Genomic DNA, 20,597 nt, shown 5'->3' on the forward strand with positions numbered 1-20,597 from the left:
TACCCGGAAAGACCGGTCTTAAACAGCGAGCACGGTCGTCGTGCCCGGCTCGACCTCGGTGAAACCGGCGTCCCGCACCGCGACGACGTCACCGGTGTGCACCAGCGCGTCCCACTCGGCCACGGACGGTGTCCGCACGGCGCACCGGTAGTCCAGCGATGCCCACGCCTTCAGCTCGTCCTCCGACAGCCGCGGCGCCAGCAGCATCGACGCGTGCCCCACTTGAGCCGCGAGCTTGCCGGCGGACATCTCGACGCGCGGGTTCACGTGCAGCAGCCGGGCACCCTCCGGCACCGGCCCCGGCTCGTCCTCGGGCAGGTCAGAGCCGGAGATCTGCAGTTTCGCAACCTCGCGCGGTGTCTCGGACACCAGCACGGGCAGCAGCGAGCGGACCGACGCGCCGTCCACGGTGATCGTCACGCCCGGCAGCTCCTGCACCGCGTCCCACTGCACGCCACGGGCCCGCCGAGACACCTTGCGAATGCGCCCGGACACCCACGCGCGCACGGCCTCGTGCCACTCACCGCCGACGTCGGCGCGTGGGTCGAGACACACCGCGACCGCCGAAGCGGCTGCGGCTTCGAGCAACGCCGTCCTGGAGGGTGGCGACGTCCGTTCGATGCGCAACACCATCGGCATCGCGCGGACCTCGGACTCCTCCGCGTAGTTCCGGGAGGCGATCAGGTCGAGGATCATCACGGCCGGGTCAGCTCCAGGCCGTCCGCGGCGTCCGCGGCCTCCACCTCGGCCCTCGTGACGCCGAGGATGAACAGCACCGCGTCCAGGAACGGGTGCGACAGCGCGGTGTCGGCCACCTCGCGCAGCGCCGGCTTGGCGTTGAACGCGATGCCGAGGCCCGCCGCGCTGAGCATGTCGATGTCGTTCGCGCCGTCGCCGACCGCCACGCACTGCGCCAGCGACACACCGACCTCCTCTGCGAAGCGGCGCAGCGCCACCGCCTTGCCCGGCCGGTCCACGATGTCGCCGACGACGCGGCCGGTGAGCTTGCCGTCCACGATCTCCAGCGTGTTCGCCGCGCAGAAGTCCAGCTGGAGCTCGTCGGCGAGGCCCGTGATCACCGACGTGAAGCCGCCGGACACGACACCGGTGTAGAAACCGAGGCGCTTCAGCGTCCGGACCGTCGTGCGCGCACCGGGCGTGAGCTCCAGCGACGCCCCGACCTCGTCCAGCACCTTCGCGTCCAGGCCTTCCAGCAGGGCGACCCGGCGCCGCAGCGACTCGGCGAAGTCGAGCTCGCCGCGCATCGCCGCGTCGGTGATCTCGCGCACCTGCTCCTCGCACCCGACGTGCGCGGCCAGCATCTCGATGACCTCGCCCTGGATGAGCGTGGAGTCGACGTCGAAAACGACCAGGCGCTTCGCCCGGCGGGTCAGGCCCGCCCGCTCGACCGCGATGTCGAGGCCCACCCGGACCGACACGTCCGCGAGCGCCGACCGCAGCTCCGCGTCGTTCTCCAGCGTGTCGTCGGCGACTGAAACGCGCAGCTCAAGGCCTGTGACGGGGTAGTCGGCCACGCCGCGGATCGCGTCGATGTTGACGCCGAGCGACGCGAGCCGGCGCGCGACCTCGGTGAACGCCTTGGCGGTCACCGGGCGGCCCAGCACGATCAGCACGTGCGACGACTCCAGGCGCGCCGTGCGCTTCGAGTCGGCGCCGATCTCGATCTCGACGTGCATCGAGACGGTGGCCATGGCCTGCTCGACGGACTCCTGCAGGCCCTCCGGGTCGTGGTCGGTCGAGACCAGCGCGCCGAGCACCAGCCGTCCCCGGATCACGACCTGCTCCACGTCGAGCACCTCGACGCCGTGCCTGGTCAGCACGGCGAAGAGCACGGAGGAGACGCCGGGCTTGTCCGGACCGGTCACGGTGATGAGCACGGGCGTTTTCACGTCGTCGTCTCCTCGTAGAACGCGGCGAGCCCCGACCGCGTCGCAGCAGCCGGGGCTCGTCGTTGAACCTGTGAAGTGCAGGTTACTTGTGGTCCGAGTCGTCCTTTTCGGAGGCCGTCCCCGACTTGATCGCGGACGCCGCGAGCTCCGACGGAGCGGGCTTCGCGTCCTTGTGCGGGATCGTCTTGCCGGTGAAGGTCACGTGACCCTCGTTCCGGATGCGCTCGATCATGTGCGGGTAGTGCAGCTCGAACGCCGGGCGCTCGGAACGGATCCGGGGCAGCTCGGTGAAGTTGTGCCGCGGCGGCGGGGACGAGGTGGCCCACTCGAGCGAGTTGCCGTAGCCCCACGGGTCGTCCGCCGTGACGACCTCACCGAAGCGGTAGGACCGGAAGACGTTCCAGATGAACGGCAGCGTCGACGCGCCCAGGATGTAGGCACCGATCGTCGAGATCACGTTGAGCGTCGTGAAGCCGTCGGAGGCGAGGTAGTCGGCGTACCGGCGCGGCATGCCCTCGTTGCCCAGCCAGTGCTGGACGAGGAACGTCGCGTGGAAGCCGATGAACGTCGTCCAGAAGTGCAGCTTGCCGAGCGGCTCGTCCATGAACCGGCCGGTGATCTTCGGGAACCAGAAGTAGATGCCGGCGAAGGTCGCGAACACGATCGTGCCGTAGAGCACGTAGTGGAAGTGCGCGACGACGAAGTACGTGTCCGACACGTGGAAGTCGATCGCGGGCGCGGCCAGCAGGATGCCGGACAGACCACCGAAGAGGAACGTGACGATGAAGCCGATGCTGAAGAGCATGGGCGTCTCGAACGTCAGCTGGCCCTTCCACATCGTGCCGATCCAGTTGAAGAACTTCACACCGGTCGGGACCGCGATGAGGAAGGTCATGAAGGCGAAGAACGGCAGCAGCACCGCGCCGGTCGCGTACATGTGGTGCGCCCACACGGCGACGGACAGGGCCGCGATGCCGAGCGTCGCGTAGACCAGGCCGTTGTAACCGAAGATCGGCTTGCGGCTGAACACCGGGAAGATCTCCGACACGATGCCGAAGAACGGCAGCGCGACGATGTAGACCTCGGGGTGGCCGAAGAACCAGAAGAGGTGCTGCCACAGGATCACGCCGCCGTTGGCGGGGTCGAACACGTGGGCACCGAGGTGGCGGTCGGCGAGCAGGCCGAGCAGCGCCGCGGTGAGGATCGGGAACGCGAGCAGCACCAGCACCGACGTCACCAGGATGTTCCAGGTGAAGATCGGCATCCGGAACATCGTCATGCCGGGCGCGCGCAGGCAGACCACGGTGGTGATCATGTTCACCGCGCCGAGGATGGTGCCGAGACCACCGACCACCAGGCCGGAGATCCACAGGTCGGCGCCGACACCCGGCGAGTGGATGGCGTTGCTCAGCGGCGTGTAGGCGAACCAGCCGAAGTCAGCCGCACCACCGGGGGTGATGAAGCCCGCCATCACGATCAGGCCGCCGAAGAGGTACAGCCAGTACGAGAACGCGTTGAGCCGGGGGAACGCCACGTCGGGCGAGCCGATCTGCAGCGGGAGCACGAAGTTCGCGAAACCGAAGACGATCGGGGTCGCGTACAGCAGCAGCATCACGGTGCCGTGCATCGTGAACAGCTGGTTGAACTGCTCCTGGCTCAGGAACTGCATGCCAGGCCGGGCCAGCTCGGTCCGCATCAGCATGGCCATCGCGCCGCCGACCATGAAGAAGGCGAACGAGGTGACCAGGTACATGATGCCGATTTGCTTGTGGTCCGTGGTGCGGAACATCCGCAGCAGGAAGGACCCCTTGACCGCAGTGCGCGTCGGATAAGGACGCGTTGCGATCGGCTGCGGGGCTACGGCCGTCACGGTGCCTCCAGGCCTTGGTGGGACCAGTCGTTCGGGAAACTCACCGGATATTAGACGGAGCCGATCAGCTCCATTCGGGTGGGCCATGGCCGGTGGCCAGCGGCGTAGCGCAGGTCACACGTATCCTGCCGCCGTGCTCCGAATGGTCGCTCTCGCCGCGGTCCTGCTGACCGCCTGTGGCTCCCCCGCCACGCACAACTCCGCGGACGTCGCGTTCGCCCAGGGCATGGTCCCGCACCACGAGCAGGCGCTGGAGATGTCCGAACTGGTCGCCTCCCGCACCGAGAACCCCCACGTGATCAACCTGGCGGCACGCATCTCGAAGGCGCAGCAGCCCGAGATCGAGCGCATGAACGGCTGGTTGCGCGAGTGGAGCGCGCCCGTCAAGGCGGAGAGCCATTCCTCACACGACCACCCGGAGAACCACGGCATGGTCGAGCTGGGCAACCTCTCCGACCTGGAGGGCACGGAGTTCGACCGCCAGTGGCTCTCGCTGATGATCCAGCACCACCGCGGCGCCGTGGAGATGGCCCGCAAGCACCTGTCCGCCGGCACGGACCCCGAGACCCGCAAGCTGGCGCAGGACGTGATCACCGCGCAGGAGAAGGAGATCGCGGAAATGGAGTCGCTGCTCCCCCAGGGTTGATGTGACCCTCGGGACATGAGCACCTCAGCGGCCGTGCGCGCCGCCGTGTCGTTGGCCGCCACTCACGGCGTGGCCTGCACGGACCCGACCGTGCTGAAAGACGGCAGCAACATCATCGTGCACCTCCGCCCGGCCCCGGTCGTGGCCAGGATCGCCGCGCGCACGGCCCTGGTGCGCCCGTCCGTTGCCGACCACTTCGCCCGCGACCTGTCCATGTCGGCGTTCCTGGCCTCACGCGGCGTCCCCGTTGTGACGCCGTCCGCCGAACTGCCTGCCGGGCCTCATGAGTGGGATGGCTTCGTGCTGGCGTTCAGCACCTACGTCCCGCACGACCCTTCGGCGGAGCTGACCCGCCTGGACGTCCTCAAGCTGCTGCCTGAGCTGCACGCCGAGCTACGGCTGTACGACGGCCCACTGCCTACGCGCGGCCCTCTGGACGACACGGAGCACGCACTCGCGTATCTGGAGAGCCGGGGCGTGCCCGGCCTGAAACCGTTCCGCGAACGCCACACCGAGCTGCTGACGCGCTGGGACGCGCACCACCGCGACGTCCAGCCGCTGCACGGCGACCCGCACCACGGCAACGTGCTGATGACGCCGTCCGGCCCGGTGTGGAACGACTTCGAGGACACCTGGCGCGGCCCCGTCGCATGGGACCTGGCCTGCCTGGCGGGCGCCAAAGGCCCGGAAGCCGCCCAGCGCGCCGTGGAGATCTACGGCGGCGGGGCGGCTCCGGAGGACGTGGAGTTCCACGTCGAAACCCGCGTCAACTTCGGCACGCTCTGGGGCGTGCTGATCGAGAACTCTTAGGCGCGGCGCCTGCGCAGCACCAGCAGCACGGCGGCACCGGCGGCCAGCAGCGCCGCACCGAGCCCGACCAGCCAGGCGGAACCGAAACCGGTCGACGCCAGGTCGTTGCCCGCGGGCGCGGCCGCAGCGACCGTGGTGGTCGTGGTGGCCGGGGCCTCCGACGAGGTCGTCGTCGTCTCGGCAGGGCTGGAGGACGTCGTCGAGCTCGAAGTCGTCGTCGTCGTGGTGGTCGTGGTGGTCGTCGTCGTGGTGGTCGTCGTGTCCTTCTTGACGCCGCAGCCGAACCAGTGGCTGATCGCCGGCTGCTGACCACCCTCGTTGAACGGCGCGCGCAGCTTGTTCCACGGCAGCGCGCCGAGCTTGTCGGCGAGGTAGACGTTGAAGTTGGGCCCGCCCTTGACGACCACACCCGTGACCGTGATGCCCTCAGGCACACCCGTGATGTTGAGGTGCAGCTCGTTGTCGCCACCGGTGTAGGTGAACTTGTTGGGGTGGATCGTCTCCCCGGTCAGCCCGCCAACGGTGCAGGCCTCGGGGTGGTTGATGTCGACGTTCTTGGTGAACGGAGTCGCGCGCTCGTCGTCCGTGGTGGGTCCTTGAGCGGAAGCGGTGCTCGTCAGGGCGAGCGTGGCCACAGCGGCCACAGCGGCGGCAGCGAGCAGGCCGGCTCTTCTCAGGGGCGTCAGGCGCATGGTGTTACTCCGTTGGGGTATCGGCGGGATGCCGCGATCTAAGACCATCGATGTCCCCCTAACGGGGGATCAAGGGGTGTTCGGTACGCCCTGTGGCCTAGTTGTTATACGCCTGTGAAGTTGCATGCCCGAACGACCAAACGCCGAAGGGGCCGGCGAACCGGCCCCTTCGGCAACACAGGAGAACGAGACTCAGTCGTTCTGCTCGACCTCGGCAGGTCGCAGGAACACCGTGCCGCCGTTCGGCATGCGCCGGAACCAGTCAACGGAGGTGACCGGCTGACCGATCACCGGACCCACACCGGTGGGGAGGTGGGGAACAACGACGCCGGCATCCTGAGGGGACAGCGGCCGGCGAATGGGCTGGTTCGGGGTGGTCATGGTTCCTTCTCGACGTGGGGAGCTCGAGGGAACGCACGGGCAACCGGAGCATTCTCGCGGTCTCGACTCCCCACAACACGGCGCCGACGACCTGCCATTCCCGGATGCCTGAAGGTGCGTGCTCGAACGATAGTGATCATTAATGGTGGCGCACTGCACCAGAGCAAGGCCCGCGTGTGCGTCGAGTCGAAGATATCGAGTCCCGCCCACCGGCCGTGCAACTGATGAGTCAGCACGTGTCCCGGCCATCCGGGATGCGGCAGTCTACATCGGACCGCAAGCTCTCTCAGCTGCACGTTCACCACATCGAGACCACGGAAGCGTGATGCTCGGCCGTCGACTCCATAAAGGACGGAGAACGCGCGAGGCCGCGACAGAGGCTCAATGAGGCGAACCGCTGTTCCCGACGGCCATCCTAGGCGCGACACGCTGCGCCTGGAATAGTAGAAACTGAACCGGTTTCCCATTCAGCCGAGAACTCCTACGGCCAGAACGGGCTTTGCCAACAAGATCGTCAAGACCTGCCGGGTCGACACTCGGACCATCTCCGGCACAGGTACAGCTTGACCCGCAGCGCTCCTTTGAAGCTGAGGACGACCTCGGCGCCCGCCAGCCAGCACAGAGCGTCCGCTCGGCGCTCGTCCGCCAGAACTTCGTCGACCCGGTCGCGGAGGCCGCGGTGCGGCGCCTCCGCGCGGATGCTGAAGCCCACGCCGGCGTCTTCATGATCGAGACCTCCTTGATGAGTGCTCATCGCGGACACCACCTGACACCAGGCTGATTCGGAGTGGTCATGATTCCTTCTCGACAAGCGGAGCTCGAAGGGACACATGGGCAACCGGAGCATTCGCAGACACGACTCCCCACAGCACGGTACCGAACCAGTGATGCCCGATTTCTTGAAACATGCCTCGAACGATATCGATCATGTCGGACTGGTATATGCACAAGCCGGTCGACCGGGATGCGGAAGTCTACATCGGGCCGCAACACACCCTCACCTGCATGTTTACTGCATCGAAACCGTCAACACGGGGCCACGCCACCAGGAATAGCCGGACCTGAGCAGATCTCTCAATTCAAGCGAGAGCTTCTCCGACCAGAGCTAGCTCGGTCCGTGAAATCATCCGGGCGCGGCTTGTCCCAGGCGGGCCCCTTCAGGGCATGGCAAACGAAGCGCCGAGGTCCGACGCCTGTTGGGGCTGTTCGACTCAGATCAACGCAGCACGCTTGAGGTAGATCGTTCCGCCGTTCGGCATACGCCTGAACCAGTCAACGGGAACCACCGGCCGGCCTGCCGTCGATCCCACGCCCGTCGGCAGCTGCGGGAGCGGCCCGCCCGCGGCCTGCGAGCGCCGCGGCTGACGGAACGGCTGGTGCGAGATCGTCATCAGTTGCCTCTTGACGTGGAATTTGCTCTCACGAATTGGATTGGATGATCGAGCTCATGAGGAGCGAATCGAGCGCGACCCCAAGTCGTTGCCCCGCCGTTGCAGGATCCACCGCCCATTCCTTGATCGCATCCGGCAGCATGAGCTCGAACGATATCGGCGTTCCATCGTGACGCAGTCGATCGACAACCCAGCTTGCGTCCGGGGCGAGCCAGAAGATGGTGGGCGGTTGCGTCGCTCGCCCCACCACAACGCGCCCACTCCGCGCCCGTTGGCAGGTCACGTCCGGCAGAACACTGAAACAGTCACCCTTGGAAATCTCGCGAGATACTGCCACATCCTTCAACGGCTGTTCTTCTACCTCAACAGCAGGTTCACCTGTTAGCGCGCGCAGAAGCCAGCGCGCGTCCGCACGCAGATCGCCCTCGTGAGCGAGCAGCCAGTCACCGATCTCCGCGGCTCGCTCCCGCGCCTTGGGCAGCAGGGAGTGCGGACCGAGCTGCTCGGTTCCGCGCAGGAGGTAGAACTGGGCGAGGCAGCTGTAGGCATGCCAGGCCGCGAACGTCTGCTCCAACGGCCACCGGGCGTGTGACCACGACGTCTCGAAGTACTCCGCGTCCTCGGCGCTCGCGTCGAGGAACTCACGCGTGATCGCCAGGTCGAAGAACTTCTCGTGTGCGCCCTCGTGCACGAGCGCCTCTGCCACCTCGATCGGGGCAGACGGCTCGTCGATCAGCACGACACCGGGGACGTAGCGCGACGACGCCGACACGACACCGCCGGACGTCTCCGCCTTGAGCACGGCCAGCATCGAGACGTGGGCGAGCAGGTCGTCGGCCATCGCGGGCGCGAGCCGCCTGAGCAGGCGGACACCGTCCGCCACCACGCCGACAGCCGTGTCGAAGCGCTCGCCATCGGCCTCCGTGAGCGGCCGGGGCGACGTGCCGGGCGGGGCGACGATCCGCAGCGGTGCCTCGAGCACGTCGGCGGCGCGCGGATCCGCCGCTATCGCCACGCCCACGTCGCGCACTCGCATCTCGGCGGCCTCGCGCAATCGCGCGGGATCCAGACCACCATGTCCTGCCAGCGCCCGGCCGATCTCGTAGCGGACGATCGGATGGTCGGCGAGGTTGTCGGACAACCTCGTGCCCGGTGCGAACAGACCGACCGCCAGCCGGTAGAGCGTGCGCCGTTCGTCGACCAGCGCTTCGGCCGGCGCGAGGCGTGCGTGCAAAACGTGCGTAGCTGAAGCCAACATCGAAGACCCCGTGTTCACGTAACCCGACGCGGTGGAGGCGCGGAACCATAGCGCTCGCCGGCCCGTACAGCCGAGAAACACCCCCAAAAAGACCGGTGCCCGGCCTGCGTCGGGCGGGACGCGGGCCGGGCACCGGGTTGTTGCTGGGTCTGTTCATCAGCCGAACATGATGCTGGTGACGTTCACGAAGCCGACGACGGCAAGCGCGACGACCGAGACCGCGATCATCGTGAGTACGGTGCGCCAGCCGATGGCGGTGACGGCAACTGCGACGGCGGCGGCGATTCCGAGTGCACTCCCTGCAGACATCTCGTTCCCTCCCGACTAGGCGAGTACGGACTCCCGGGTGTGGGCGGTCCCAGGCGTCTCGCCTGAGAAAAGAATCCCGCGTTGTAGGTTGTCTGTCAACGGTAGCCAGGTTGCCAGACAAGTTGCAACCAGACTGCGATAGGCCTAAACTGAACCAATGCCCGCCGACGACGCACATCTCGGAGAGAGCTGGTCGCTCTCGCCCGATTCGCGACGGCCCCTGCCGGAGCTGATCGAGCAGAAGCTCCGAGAGCAGATCATCGGCGGCACCCTCAAGGCGGGTGACCGCCTCCCCACCGAACCGGAGCTGGCCCGCAAACTGGATGTCGCCCGGTCCTCGCTGCGTACAGCTCTGCAGCGACTGCAGCTGCAGGGCATCGTCGAGGTGCGCCGCGGCCTCGGCTGGTACGTGCGCCGCACCGACCTGGCAGCCGTCGAGGAGCACCTCGAGGGCAGGCTCGCCGCCCGCCAGTTCTCCCAGACCGACCTGCTGGAAGTGCGGATCGCACTGGAGACCACGGCCGCGAGCCTGGCCGCGGTTCGCGCCGGCGACGGTGAGCTGGACGAGCTGGCCAAGCTGAACCGCCGCTACCAGCGCGCACCCGTCGACGACATGCAGGAAGTGATCGAGTCGGACGAGGAGTTCCACTCGGCTCTGGTTCGCGCGTCGCACAACGAGCTGCTGGAGAACATGTACCAGGTACTCGTGCCGGGTCTGCAGGACTGCAAGCGGCACTCGCATCCGTCCCGCGAGGTGCACAACCGTTCAGCGAACGAACACGAGCAGGTGATCTGGTTCCTGCGCAGGCACGACGAGGTGGGCGCGAAAAGCGCCATGACCACGCATTTGCTGGGCCTGTACAACGACCTCGCCACCGACGAGTCCCAGCAGAGAGCCACCCTCAGCACCTACGTGGGGGTGTCGGACAACCCGATCTGGAACAAGACCCGCTGATACGGCATGGACCGAAAGGGTCTGGCGCTGATCCGGCATCACTCCCACCATGTATGGACAGTCGGTGGAGTTGAGGGGGCGGCGACCAGGTGGCGGCGGCGCGCAGGCACAAACAAGCGCTGGTCGTCGCGATCCTGCTGCTGGTCGCCGCAGCTGTTGATCTGACCGTTGTACTGCTGTGGCAACCCACGTCGCGAAGCGTGTTGCACGACGTTCTGGTGGTGCTGTGGCCGTTGCCGGCGTTGGCGGGCTTCCTGCTCGGTTCGTACGAGTTGTTCCTGCACAAGCGCCTTGTCGCGGAGATCGGGCGGATCTCCGGGCCGGGAATCGTCGAACACCTGCTGCCTTCCGAAGTGCTGCGCACGTTCCTCTCGTCGGTCTACGGCCCGAACACCGCGAACGACGACGTGGTGGCAGGTGTCCTCGGCGGCGACGGCATGCGACCGCGCGGTGACGACCTGACGATCAGCACCAGCACCACGGTGAAGCTCGAACTGCAAGGCATCGACACGAAGACCTACCACTTCATGACGACACAGCGGTACCAGTTCCGGAACAGCGTTCCCGTCGACCGCTTCGTCATCTTCGCCACCTCGAACGCCCTGCTGCGCGACACCATCAGCGCCGCATGCCGCTATCCCCTCTTCGAGTCCTACTTCATCCCGGACTCGTCGCTGTTCCTCGACTCGGTCGACGACCTCCGCCACTCCACCCAGATCGCCATCGACTACATCGACCACGAGGGCCAGCGCCGCTCGGCAGAGCCGAGCCAGATCCCACCGGTCGAGGTGAAGTTCGACCAGTGGGCCAACTACCTGACGTTCTTCCGCGAGTCCACGGGCCCGATGCGCAAGCTCAGCCCGCTCGACCACATGAGCGATCTGCGGATCTTCGAATGCGACCTCAGCGGCATCGCCGACGACCACGTGGTCCGCGCGATCTGCGGCCTCACCGTGTGGTCGCGCACTTTGCAGCGCACCAACGACGGCTTCTGCTACTGGCAGTCGCCCTATCCATCCTTTGTGGACAAGATCAGCTTCGACGCCACCGGCCTGGCGGTCGATCACTCCCCCAGGCACGAGTTCCGGGTCATGCCCTTCACCTTCCGGTCCGCGACGACTTCCGCACAGTGGCTGGAAGCCGGGGAGCTCGGCGACCTGGACGTCCAGTCGTGGTTGCTTCCCGGACACGGGGTGGCGTTGTTGTGGCGGGAGGCCCAGAACTAGGTCACCAGATCGCGACCACGCCCTGTCCCCGCACGAGCCAACGGTCAAGTCGCAGCATGAGATGGCCGTCCTTGGCGTCGAGCACGAGGGAGTCGACGGTGTCGAGAAAGGGCTGGACGAACACCTCCCGCTGGTTTCCCTGCACCAGCTCCCTGAGGTCCATCGTGATGGTCCGCACGAACATCGGTCTGCCGGCAGACCAGAAGAGGAAGTGCTCACCAATGGTTTGCGTCCATCGGTAGTAGTGGCGGACATGAACCATCTCCGTGCTCTCCTGACTGAGGTCCGCGATGAAGAGAGACACGTCGGAGGGCACCATCCCGATCGGCAACGAGATGTGTTTGCGCAGCGCACTGGACGGCACCTTGCGGAAGTGCGCTCTCCTGACAGCGCCCTGCGTCGGCTCCACGTAGCACTCGAGCCGTTCCCCGAAGATCCTCACGGCTTCCTCGAAGGGCGTCGACCTCGGCAACGTGACGACCTCGAACAGCTCTGGACTCGAAGAGGCGAGCGCCGCCGCGTGCACCGGCGATGAGGTCGCGGCGACCATGACCGGGCCGCGCGGCATCATCAGCTCGTACCGGGAGCTGACGTGCAGCACGCCCTCCTCCACACGATCGACCCGCAGGGTCACGGAAACGTCGTGGTGGGGTCGGCTCGCGGAGAGAAGCATCGACACGAACGAGGACTTGTCGGCCGAGTGCGGGATGTGGCGGTCGAGCGCGGTCCGCACGAGCTCCTCCGGCGGCGTCGTGTCCAGCACGAGCTTGCGGATGGCCGGTGCGCTCGCGGTTCGCGCGTCTTCCTGCATCAGCTCCAGCTTGCGGTCGATGCCCCGCAGCAGTTCGCCCTGCTCTCTCGTGCGGACCCACTCGAAGTAGAGCGAGATGAGCAGAACCAGGACGAGGTCCTTGGTGATGGAGGTGAGGCTGCGGGCCACCGCCTCACCCGCCTCGGGGGTGAGGACCGCGGACACGACGATGCGGGGTACCGGGGTGTTGATCAGGGCGATGGTGGCGAGGAGGGTGACGAAGTAGATCAGCACGCGGGAACGCAAGGGCCTCCCCTCCCCTTCGGCGGCTGTCCATTGTCGCGGGGCGAACTGGTCAAGTCGTTCCGGCGATCCGGTACGCAAACGAACGCAAGAACTTGCGTACACTTGCGTCATGACGCAACGGAGGCTGGCCGAAGTCGCGGCCAAGGTCGGGGTCAGCGAGGCCACCGTCAGCCGGGTGCTGAACGGCAAGCCCGGCGTCTCGGACGCCACGCGCAGTGCCGTGCTCACCGCGCTTGACGTGCTGGGATACGAGCGGCCGACGCAGCTGCGGGGTGAGCGGGCGCGGCTTGTCGGGCTGGTGTTGCCCGAGCTGCAAAACCCGATCTTTCCCGCGTTTGCGGATGTCGTGGGCAACGCGCTGGCCCAGCGGGGGTTCACGCCCGTGCTTTGCACGCGGACCGCAGGTGGGGTGACCGAGGCGGAGTACCTGGAGCTGCTGCTTGAGCAGCACGTTTCAGGGATCGTGTTCGCGGGCGGGCTGTACGCGCAGAAGGACGCGAGTCATGGGCACTACCAGCAGATGATGGCGCGGAAGCTGCCTGCGGTGCTGGTCAACGCGGCCATCGACGACCTGGCGTTTCCGCGGGTTTCGTGCGATGACGCGGTGGCTGTGGAGCAGGCGTACGGGCACCTGGTCTCGCTGGGGCACAAGCGGATCGGGGCCGTGCTCGGGCCGCCGGACCACGTGCCGAGCCAGCGGAAGCTGCAGGCGATCGAGAAGTGTGGCGGGGCTGATGTCGAGCACGCCATGTTCAGCCTTGAAGGTGGGCAGGCGGCGGCGACCAAGCTCGTGCAGCGCGGGGTTACGGCGATCATCTGCGCGAGTGATCCGCTGGCGTTGGGGGCGATCCGGGCGGTCCGGCGGGCCGGGCTGGACGTGCCCAAGGACGTGTCGATCATCGGGTACGACGATTCGGCCTTCATGACCTGCACTGATCCGCCGCTTACGACTGTGCGGCAACCCATTGAGGCGATGGGGCGGGCCGCGGTGGAGTTGCTGGCCAACCAGATCTCCGGCAACGCCGTGGCGCCGGACGAGTTGTTGTTCGAGCCCGAGTTGGTGGTGAGGGCGTCCAGCGCGCCGGCGCGGTAGCGAGGATAGTCGGCTTCTTGCGAGTTTTCGTCTAGATATTGCGTTCAGATGTAACGACGACTTATGGTCGCCGTCACATCGACGCGCTCGCGAGAAGGGCGGCCCCACCATGAAGAAGTCCGCTGCCGTGCTGCTGGGCTGTGTCCTGGTCGCTGGCTGTGGGAGCGGTTCCACGACCGAGCCGGGCGGCAAGGTCGTCGTCAACGTGAACGGCCAGCCACCGCAGACCCAGGCGTTCGACCGCAAGGTCTTCGACGAGGACGTGGCGGAGTTCGAGAAGCAGAACCCGGACATCGACCTCGTGCCGCACGAGGGGTTCATGGACCCGAAGACGTTCTCCGCCAAGCTCGCCGGTGGGCAATTGGAGGACGTGTTCTACGTCTACTTCACCGATCCCGCGGCGCTCATCGCCAGGAAGCAGGCCGCCGATCTCACCGGCTACGTCAAGGACGTGCCGCACTACGGCGACCTCAAGCAGGAGCTCAAGGACGTCTTCACGGCCGACGGCAAGGTCTACGGGCTGCCCACCGCCAACTACACGATGGGCCTGCTCTACAGCCGGACCAACTTCACCAAGGCCGGCCTGGACCCCAACTCACCGCCGAAGACCTGGGACGAGGTCCGCGCGGCCGCCAAGAAGCTCAAGGACGCCGGGGTCACCGGGTTCGCCGAGTACAGCAAGAGCAACCAGGGCGGCTGGCACTTCACCACGTGGATGAAGTCCGTCGGCGGTGACATCGCGCGCAAGGACGGCGACACCTACAAGGCCGACTTCAACAACGACAAGGGCAGGGAGGTCCTGCGCCGCCTCAAGGAGATGCGCTGGGACGACAACTCCATGGGCGAGAAGCAGCTCCTGGAGATCGGCGACGTGCAGAACATGATGGGCGCGGGACAGCTCGGCATGTACCTCGCCGCGCCGGACAACGTCGCCGCGATCGTCAACCAGTTCAAGGGGAAGTACGAGGACTACGGGCTGGCGGCGATCCCCGAGCAGAAGGGCACGCTGCTCGGCGGCGAGGGGTACATGATCAACCCCAAGGCCTCGCCCGAGAAGATCAAGGCCGGGCTGAAGTGGATCCAGTGGAAGTACCTGAACCCCGACCGGCTCGAGCAGAACCTGCAGCGCTACAAGGACCGCGGGCAGCCCGTGGGCCTGCCGATCCCGCCGATCGCCGACATCTGGACCGGTGAGCCGCGGAAGAAGCAGGAAGAGCTCAAGGGCAAGTACGCCACGATGCCGGTGCAGAACTTCCAGGCCTATGTGGATGGTTCGGAGAAGACCAAGGGCACGCTCGAACCGCCGCAGGCGCAACAGGTTTACGCGATTCTCGACACCGTCGTGCAGGCGACGCTGACGAACAAGGACGCTGACCACGCGGCGTTGCTCAAGGACGCCGAGACCAAGGTCAACGCTGTGCTGGCGCAGGTGAAGTGAGTGCGGCGCCACGTCACCGCGTACGGCTTTCTGAGTGCCGCGCTGGTCGTCTTCGCGGTGTTCTCCTGGTGGCCGATCGTGCGCGGGGTGGTCCTGAGCTTCCAGCAGGTCAACTTCGTCACGAGCCCCGACTGGGTCGGCTGGGAGAACTTCGAGAGGCTCTTCGCGGACCCGCTGTTCGCGGTGGCGTGGCGCAACACCTTCTACTTCACGGCTCTGGCGCTGGTGATCGGTTTCGGTGTCCCGTTCTTCACCGCCGTGGTGCTCAACGAGCTGCGGCACGCCAAGGGCTACTTCCGGCTGCTGGTCTACCTGCCGGTGATGCTGCCGCCGGTCGTGACCGCCCTGCTGTGGAAGTGGTTCTACGACCCCGGGCCCGGCCTGTTCAACTCGGTCCTCAGAGGACTCGGCCTGCCGACGTCACAATGGCTGGACTCCAGCAGCACCAGCATGATCAGCCTCGTCCTGGTGATCACGTGGGCGAACATGGGCTCTGCCACGCTGATCTACCTGGCCGCGCTGCAGACCATCCCCGGTGAGCTGTACGAGGCCGCGGACCTCGACGGCGCGGGCATCCTCAAGAAGATCCGGCACGTCACGATCCCGCAGACCAAGTTCGTGATCCTGATGCTCCTGCTGCTGCAGGTCGTCGCGACGATGCAGATCTTCACCGAGCCGTTCGTCATGACCGGCGGCGGACCGGAGGAGTCGACGGTCACCGTGCTGCTTCTGCTCTACCGGTACGCCTTCTACTACAACGACTTCGGCACCGCGAGCGCGATGAGCCTGATCCTCTTCGCCGTGCTGGGCGTCTTCTCCTTCCTCTACCTCAAGCTCACCAGGAAGGCCGACGCATGAGGACTCTCACGAAGGGAAGCGGCCCCGCCTACTGGGTCGTCCTCGCCGGCACGCTGGTCCTGTTCACCGCGGCGTTCCTGCTCCCGCTCTTCTGGGTGCTGCTCGGCGCGTTCAAGCCACCGGCGGAACTGGCGCGGCAACCTCCGACGATCCTGCCGGAGACGTGGGAACCCGGCGCGTACGCCGACGCCTGGAACTACATGGACCTCGGCCGTTTCTTCCTCAACACGTTCGTCGTCGCGATCGGCGCGTGGGCCGTGCAGATGGCCGTGATCGTGCCCGCGGCGTACGCGCTCAGCAAGCTGAAGCCCTGGGGCGGCAGGCTGATCGTCGGCCTGATGCTCGCCACGCTGATGCTCCCCGCGACGGCTTTGCTGGTCCCCGTCTACCTCACGCTCGTCGACCTCGGCCTGCTCAACAACCCGGCCGGCATCTGGCTTCCGTTCGCGGCGAACGCGCTCAACGTCTACCTGCTCAAGCGGTTCTTCGACCAGATCCCTGAAGAACTGCTGGAAGCGGCCAGGATCGACGGTGCGAGCACGTGGACCACCCTCACCCGCGTCATCCTGCCGATCTCGCGGCCCATCCTCGCCGTCGTCTCGATCTTCGCGGTCGTCGCGGCCTGGAAGGACTTCATCTGGCCGCTGCTCGTGTTCCCCGACCCGGCGAAGCAGACGCTCAGCGTGGCACTGCAGCGCTTCGCCCCCGACACCCCGATCAACCTCCTGCTCGCCGGCCTCGTGCTGGCGAGCCTGCCGATGGTCGCGCTGTTCCTCGCGTTCCAGCGGCACATCCTCGCGGGGCTCACCGCGGGCGGCGTAAAAGGCTGAAAGGACACCAGATGAGTTGGTGGCGCAACGCATCCATCTACCAGGTCTACCTGCGCAGCTTCGCGGACGGCAACGGCGACGGCATCGGTGACCTGGCCGGCCTCCGCGCCAGGCTCCAGCACATCGCGAGTCTCGGTTTCGACGCGATCTGGCTCAACCCGTGGTACCCGAGCCCGCTCGCCGACGGCGGCTACGACGTGGCGGACTACCGCGACATCGAGCCGGTGTTCGGCTCGCTCGCCGACGCGGAGAAGCTCATCGCCGACGCGCACGGGCTGGGCCTGCGGGTGATCATCGACATCGTCCCGAACCACTGCAGCGACCAGCACCCGTGGTTCAAGGAGGGACTGTGGGATCGCTTCCACATCCGTGACACCGAGGGCCTCCCGAACGACTGGAAGTCGCGCTTCGGCGGCCCGGCGTGGAGCAGGCTCCCGGACGGCCGCTGGTACCTGCACCTCTACGCCGCCGAACAGCCGGACCTCAACTGGGAGAACCCGGCCGTCGAGGACGAGTTCGAGGACATCCTGCGGTTCTGGCTCGACCGCGGCGTCGACGGCTTCCGCATCGACGTGGCCGACGGCCTGGTCAAGGACTTCAGCAGGCCCGACGCCGACCAGCCCTACTCCGACCAGGACGCCGTGCACGAGATCTACCGGAGCTGGCGCAAGATCGTCGACGAGTACGACGGCGACCGCATCCTGGTCGGCGAGATGTGGCTGCCCGACCCCGTCCGGTTCGCCAGGTACCTGCGGCCAGACGAGATGCACAGCGCGTTCAACTTCGACTTCCTCTGCTGTCCCTGGAACGCCCAGGAGCTGCGCCGGGTGGTCGACGACACGCTGGCCGCGCACGAGCCCGTCGGCGCGCCACCGACCTGGGTTCTGTCCAATCACGACGTCACCCGGCACGTGACCCGCTACGGCCGCGAGAAGACCGGGTTCTCGTTCGCGGACCGGCAGCACGGCGCCCCGACCGACTTCGAGCTCGGCACGCGCAGGGCCCGCGCCGCGATCATGCTCACCGCCGCGCTGCCCGGCGGCGTGTACGTCTACCAGGGCGAGGAGCTGGGGCTCTGGGAGGTGGAGGACCTGCCGGACGAGCTGCGCGAGGACCCGGTGTGGCACCGCTCCGGCTTCACCGACCGCGGCCGCGACGGTTGCCGCGTGCCGCTCCCCTGGTCCGCCGACGACGGCCCGAGCTGGTTGCCGCAGCCGGAGAACTGGCAGCAGTTCTCGGTCGCGGCCCAGACGGACGACCCCGAGTCGATGCTCAGCCTGTACCGCCAGGTGTTCGCGCGGCGCCGCGCGATCGACGGCGACCTGGAGTGGCTCGACCTGGGCGAGGACGTGCTCGCGTTCAGGCGCGGCGCCCACACCTGCGTCGTCAACCTGTCGGACCGGGCCGTCGACCTGCCCGGCACGGCGACGTTGTCGAGCATCCCGCTGGTCAACGGCCAGCTGCCGCCCGACGCCGCTGCCTGGTTGGGCTAGAAACGGGCCGTTCTGGTCGCCCATCCGGGCATGCCCGAAAGCCGCGCCCCAGGTGGGCGCGGCTTTCGTCGTGTGAAACGGGCAGAAATCGGGCAGGATCTCGGTCAGTTGTGGCGGCGGCCACAACGTGACGTGGGTGTTTCATCTAGACACAGCCCGAACGGGCAGCCCCAGAGCCGAATGGGCAGGTGAAATGCGAGCCGAGGAACGCAAGCGTCGCATTCTGGCCAGGGCCCGCGCCGACGGCCGTGTCGACGTGGTCGAGATGGCGCAGGAACTGCGCGTCGCGCCCGAAACGGTCAGGCGCGACCTGCGCGTGCTCGACGAGCACGGCCTGGTGCGGCGAACGCACGGCGGTGGAGTCCCGGTCGAGAGCGCCGGCTTCGAGACCGGGCTGCGGTTCCGTTCGGGGTCGCACGTGCCGGAGAAGCGGCGCATCGCGAAGGCCGCCGCCGAACGGCTGGACGACGCCGAGACCGTGTTCATCGACGAGGGCTTCACCCCGCAGCTCGTCGCCGAGGCGTTGCCCACGACCAACCCGCTCACGATCATCACCGCGTCGTTGCCCACCGCCGCGGCGATGTCCGAGCACCCGTCCTGCACCGTCCTGTTGCTGGGCGGGCGGGTCAGGGGACACACACTGGCCACAGTGGACCACTGGACGACGAGGATGCTGGGCGAGATGGTCATCGACCTCGCCTACATCGGTGCCAACGGCATCTCCCGCGAGCACGGCCTGACGACGCCCGATCCGGCAGTCGGAGCGGTGAAGGCCAAGGCGCTCGGCGCGTCCCGGCGGAAGATCTTCGTCGGGGTGCACACGAAGTTCGGCGTGTCGAGCTTCCACCGGTTCGCCGAGGTCTCCGACCTGGAGGCGATCGTCACCGACAACGGCCTCTCCGCCCACGAGGCACACCGCTACACGTCGCTCGGCCCCAAGGTCATCAGGGCCTGAGGCTCCCAGTTTCGCCGGCGCGGTACCTCCCCTCTCTTCAGCGCGCCCGGAAACCCCCCGGAAAGGAAACGACGATGTCGTCGATCCGCACACCTCTACGCACACTTGGGGCCGCCACCGCTGTGTTGCTGCTGGCTTCCGCCTGCGCGGGCGCCGGAGGCGGTGGGGGCAGCGGCTCCGACTCGGTGAACGTGCTGATGGTGAACAACCCGCAGATGCTCGACCTGCAGAAGCTGACCGCGGACAACTTCACCAAGGACACCGGCATCAAGGTGAACTTCACCGTGCTGCCCGAGAACGACGTCCGCGACAAGATCAGCCAGGACTTCTCCAGCCAGGCCGGGCAGTACGACGTGGCGACGATCTCCAACTACGAGACGCCGATGTACGCCAAGAACGGCTGGCTCGCGCCGATGGACGACTTCGTGTCCAAGGACAGCGCGTTCGACCAGGCCGACATCCTGGAGCCGATCCGTCAGTCGCTCACCGCCGCGGACGGCAAGGTGTACGCGCAGCCGTTCTACGGCGAGTCGTCGTTCCTCATGTACCGCAAGGACATCTTCGAGGCCAAGGGCGTCACGCTGCCCGAGAGGCCGACGTGGCAGCAGGTCGCGGAGGCCGCCGCGAAGGTCTCCACGCCGGAGGTCCGCGGCATCTGCCTGCGCGGCCAGCCCGGCTGGGGCCAGGTGATGGCACCGCTGACGACGGTGGTGAACACCTTCGGCGGCACTTGGTTCACCAAGGACTGGCAGGCCCAGCTGAACGCGCCGGAGTTCAAGGAGGCCACCAAGTTCTACGTCGACCTCGTGCGCAACCACGGCGAGGCGGGCGCCCCGCAGGCCGGGTTCGCGGAGTGCCTGAACAACATGACGCAGGGCAAGGTCGCGATGTGGTACGACGCCACGGTCGCCGCCGGTCTGCTGGAGGCCGACGACTCCCCGGTCAAGGGCAAGCTCGGCTTCACCCAGGCCCCCGTCGTGAAGACCGACAGCTCCGGCTGGCTCTACACCTGGGCGTTCGGCATCCAGAAGGCGTCGAAGAAGCAGGACGCGGCCTGGAAGTTCATCTCGTGGGCGTCCGGCAAGGGCTACGAGGAACTGGTCGGCAAGAACCTCGGCTGGTCGAAGGTCCCGGACGGCAAGCGCTCGTCGACCTACCAGCGCGCCGAGTACAAGCAGTCCTCCGGCACGTTCTCCGCCCAGGCGGAGGCCGCGATCAAGGGTGCGAAGCCGCTCGACCCCGGTGTGCAGCCGCGGCCGGCGCCGGGCATCCAGTTCGTCGGCATCCCCGAGTTCACCGACCTGGGCACCCAGGTGTCGCAGCAGATCAGCTCGGCCATCGCGGGCGCGGTGTCGGTGGACGACGCGCTGAACAACGCCCAGGGACTCGCGGAGAAGGTCGCGCAGAAGTACAAGGGGCAGTGAG

The 20,597-nt window shown here is 67.2% G+C and carries 20 protein-coding genes; 11 read left to right on the top strand and 9 right to left on the bottom strand.

The window, feature by feature from the left end; genetic code table 11:
• Positions 1 to 18 precede the first annotated feature (18 nt).
• The 3 genes from C8D87_RS24790 to ctaD all read right to left on the bottom strand — a co-directional run bounded on the left by C8D87_RS24790 (position 19) and on the right by ctaD (position 3,780).
• Positions 19 to 696 (bottom strand): peptidyl-tRNA hydrolase, encoded by a 678-nt coding sequence (locus tag C8D87_RS24790; RefSeq protein ID WP_112228705.1) that lies wholly within the window; start codon positions 694 to 696, stop codon positions 19 to 21.
• Positions 696 to 1,910: a phosphoserine phosphatase SerB gene (gene serB / locus C8D87_RS24795; protein ID WP_109640018.1), complete on the bottom strand. Its 1,215-nt coding sequence runs from the start codon at positions 1,908 to 1,910 to the stop codon at positions 696 to 698. The genes C8D87_RS24790 and serB overlap by 1 nt, the downstream gene beginning before the upstream one ends.
• 82 nt (positions 1,911 to 1,992) lie before the next feature.
• Positions 1,993 to 3,780 (bottom strand): aa3-type cytochrome oxidase subunit I, encoded by a 1,788-nt coding sequence (ctaD, locus tag C8D87_RS24800; RefSeq protein WP_109640017.1) that lies wholly within the window; start codon positions 3,778 to 3,780, stop codon positions 1,993 to 1,995.
• Between the two features lie 142 nt (positions 3,781 to 3,922).
• Between ctaD and C8D87_RS24805 the strand changes: the two genes are divergently transcribed.
• Both C8D87_RS24805 and C8D87_RS24810 read left to right on the top strand, forming a co-directional pair.
• Positions 3,923 to 4,426, top strand: coding sequence for a DUF305 domain-containing protein (locus C8D87_RS24805; RefSeq protein WP_112228550.1), 504 nt, complete (start codon positions 3,923 to 3,925; stop codon positions 4,424 to 4,426).
• Positions 4,427 to 4,441: 15 nt separating this feature from the next.
• Positions 4,442 to 5,236 (top strand): aminoglycoside phosphotransferase family protein, encoded by a 795-nt coding sequence (locus C8D87_RS24810; RefSeq protein WP_112228551.1) that lies wholly within the window; start codon positions 4,442 to 4,444, stop codon positions 5,234 to 5,236.
• Here C8D87_RS24810 and C8D87_RS24815 read toward each other — a convergent pair.
• The 5 genes from C8D87_RS24815 to C8D87_RS46135 form a co-directional block, all read right to left on the bottom strand.
• Positions 5,233 to 5,928 carry an LPXTG cell wall anchor domain-containing protein gene (locus C8D87_RS24815; protein ID WP_146771856.1) on the bottom strand — a complete coding sequence of 232 codons (696 nt, stop codon included), beginning with the start codon at positions 5,926 to 5,928 and terminating at the stop codon, positions 5,233 to 5,235. The genes C8D87_RS24810 and C8D87_RS24815 overlap by 4 nt on opposite strands.
• Positions 5,929 to 6,120: 192 nt before the next feature.
• A complete protein-coding gene (locus C8D87_RS45285; protein ID WP_146771857.1) occupies positions 6,121 to 6,309 on the bottom strand; it encodes a hypothetical protein in 189 nt (62 codons plus the stop codon).
• Between the two features lie 514 nt (positions 6,310 to 6,823).
• Positions 6,824 to 7,063 (bottom strand): hypothetical protein, encoded by a 240-nt coding sequence (locus tag C8D87_RS24820; RefSeq protein ID WP_146771858.1) that lies wholly within the window; start codon positions 7,061 to 7,063, stop codon positions 6,824 to 6,826.
• A 665-nt stretch (positions 7,064 to 7,728) separates the two neighbouring features.
• Complete coding sequence (locus C8D87_RS24830; protein ID WP_146771859.1) at positions 7,729 to 9,039, bottom strand: aKG-HExxH-type peptide beta-hydroxylase; 1,311 nt, start codon at positions 9,037 to 9,039, stop codon at positions 7,729 to 7,731.
• 75 nt (positions 9,040 to 9,114) lie between these two features.
• A complete protein-coding gene (locus tag C8D87_RS46135; protein ID WP_170166570.1) occupies positions 9,115 to 9,267 on the bottom strand; it encodes a hypothetical protein in 153 nt (50 codons plus the stop codon).
• Between the two features lie 157 nt (positions 9,268 to 9,424).
• Between C8D87_RS46135 and C8D87_RS24835 the strand changes: the two genes are divergently transcribed.
• Complete coding sequence (locus C8D87_RS24835; protein WP_112228556.1) at positions 9,425 to 10,222, top strand: FadR/GntR family transcriptional regulator; 798 nt, start codon at positions 9,425 to 9,427, stop codon at positions 10,220 to 10,222.
• An 89-nt stretch (positions 10,223 to 10,311) separates the two neighbouring features.
• A complete protein-coding gene (locus tag C8D87_RS24840; protein WP_233442271.1) occupies positions 10,312 to 11,448 on the top strand; it encodes a hypothetical protein in 1,137 nt (378 codons plus the stop codon).
• Position 11,449: 1 nt separating this feature from the next.
• Here the strand turns inward: C8D87_RS24840 and C8D87_RS24845 are convergent, their stop codons facing one another.
• Positions 11,450 to 12,493: a hypothetical protein gene (locus C8D87_RS24845; RefSeq protein ID WP_112228557.1), complete on the bottom strand. Its 1,044-nt coding sequence runs from the start codon at positions 12,491 to 12,493 to the stop codon at positions 11,450 to 11,452.
• Between the two features lie 121 nt (positions 12,494 to 12,614).
• On the opposite strand from C8D87_RS24845, the gene C8D87_RS24850 reads away from it, so the two are divergent.
• The 7 genes from C8D87_RS24850 (at position 12,615) to C8D87_RS24880 (ending at position 20,596) form a co-directional block, all read left to right on the top strand.
• The gene (locus tag C8D87_RS24850; RefSeq protein ID WP_109640011.1) at positions 12,615 to 13,598 is read left to right on the top strand and encodes a LacI family DNA-binding transcriptional regulator; all 984 of its coding nucleotides are present in this window, start codon (positions 12,615 to 12,617) and stop codon (positions 13,596 to 13,598) included.
• Between the two features lie 109 nt (positions 13,599 to 13,707).
• Positions 13,708 to 15,036 carry an ABC transporter substrate-binding protein gene (locus tag C8D87_RS24855; protein ID WP_112228558.1) on the top strand — a complete coding sequence of 443 codons (1,329 nt, stop codon included), beginning with the start codon at positions 13,708 to 13,710 and terminating at the stop codon, positions 15,034 to 15,036.
• The gene (locus tag C8D87_RS24860) at positions 15,037 to 15,894 is read left to right on the top strand and encodes a carbohydrate ABC transporter permease (RefSeq protein ID WP_112228559.1); all 858 of its coding nucleotides are present in this window, start codon (positions 15,037 to 15,039) and stop codon (positions 15,892 to 15,894) included. It abuts the gene before it with no gap.
• Positions 15,891 to 16,724 (top strand): carbohydrate ABC transporter permease, encoded by an 834-nt coding sequence (locus tag C8D87_RS24865; RefSeq protein WP_112228560.1) that lies wholly within the window; start codon positions 15,891 to 15,893, stop codon positions 16,722 to 16,724. Before C8D87_RS24860 ends, C8D87_RS24865 begins: the two co-directional genes overlap by 4 nt.
• Positions 16,725 to 16,735: 11 nt before the next feature.
• On the top strand, positions 16,736 to 18,217 hold the full coding sequence (locus C8D87_RS24870; RefSeq protein WP_112228561.1) for a glycoside hydrolase family 13 protein: 1,482 nt from the start codon (positions 16,736 to 16,738) through the stop codon (positions 18,215 to 18,217).
• A 193-nt stretch (positions 18,218 to 18,410) separates the two neighbouring features.
• Positions 18,411 to 19,172, top strand: a complete 762-nt coding sequence (locus C8D87_RS24875) for a DeoR/GlpR family DNA-binding transcription regulator (protein WP_109640008.1) — start codon at positions 18,411 to 18,413, stop codon at positions 19,170 to 19,172.
• A gap of 74 nt (positions 19,173 to 19,246) precedes the next feature.
• On the top strand, positions 19,247 to 20,596 hold the full coding sequence (locus C8D87_RS24880; protein ID WP_112228562.1) for an ABC transporter substrate-binding protein: 1,350 nt from the start codon (positions 19,247 to 19,249) through the stop codon (positions 20,594 to 20,596).
• Position 20,597 lies beyond the last annotated feature (1 nt).

Source organism: Lentzea atacamensis (genome assembly GCF_003269295.1).
Lineage (GTDB): Bacteria > Actinomycetota > Actinomycetes > Mycobacteriales > Pseudonocardiaceae > Lentzea > Lentzea atacamensis.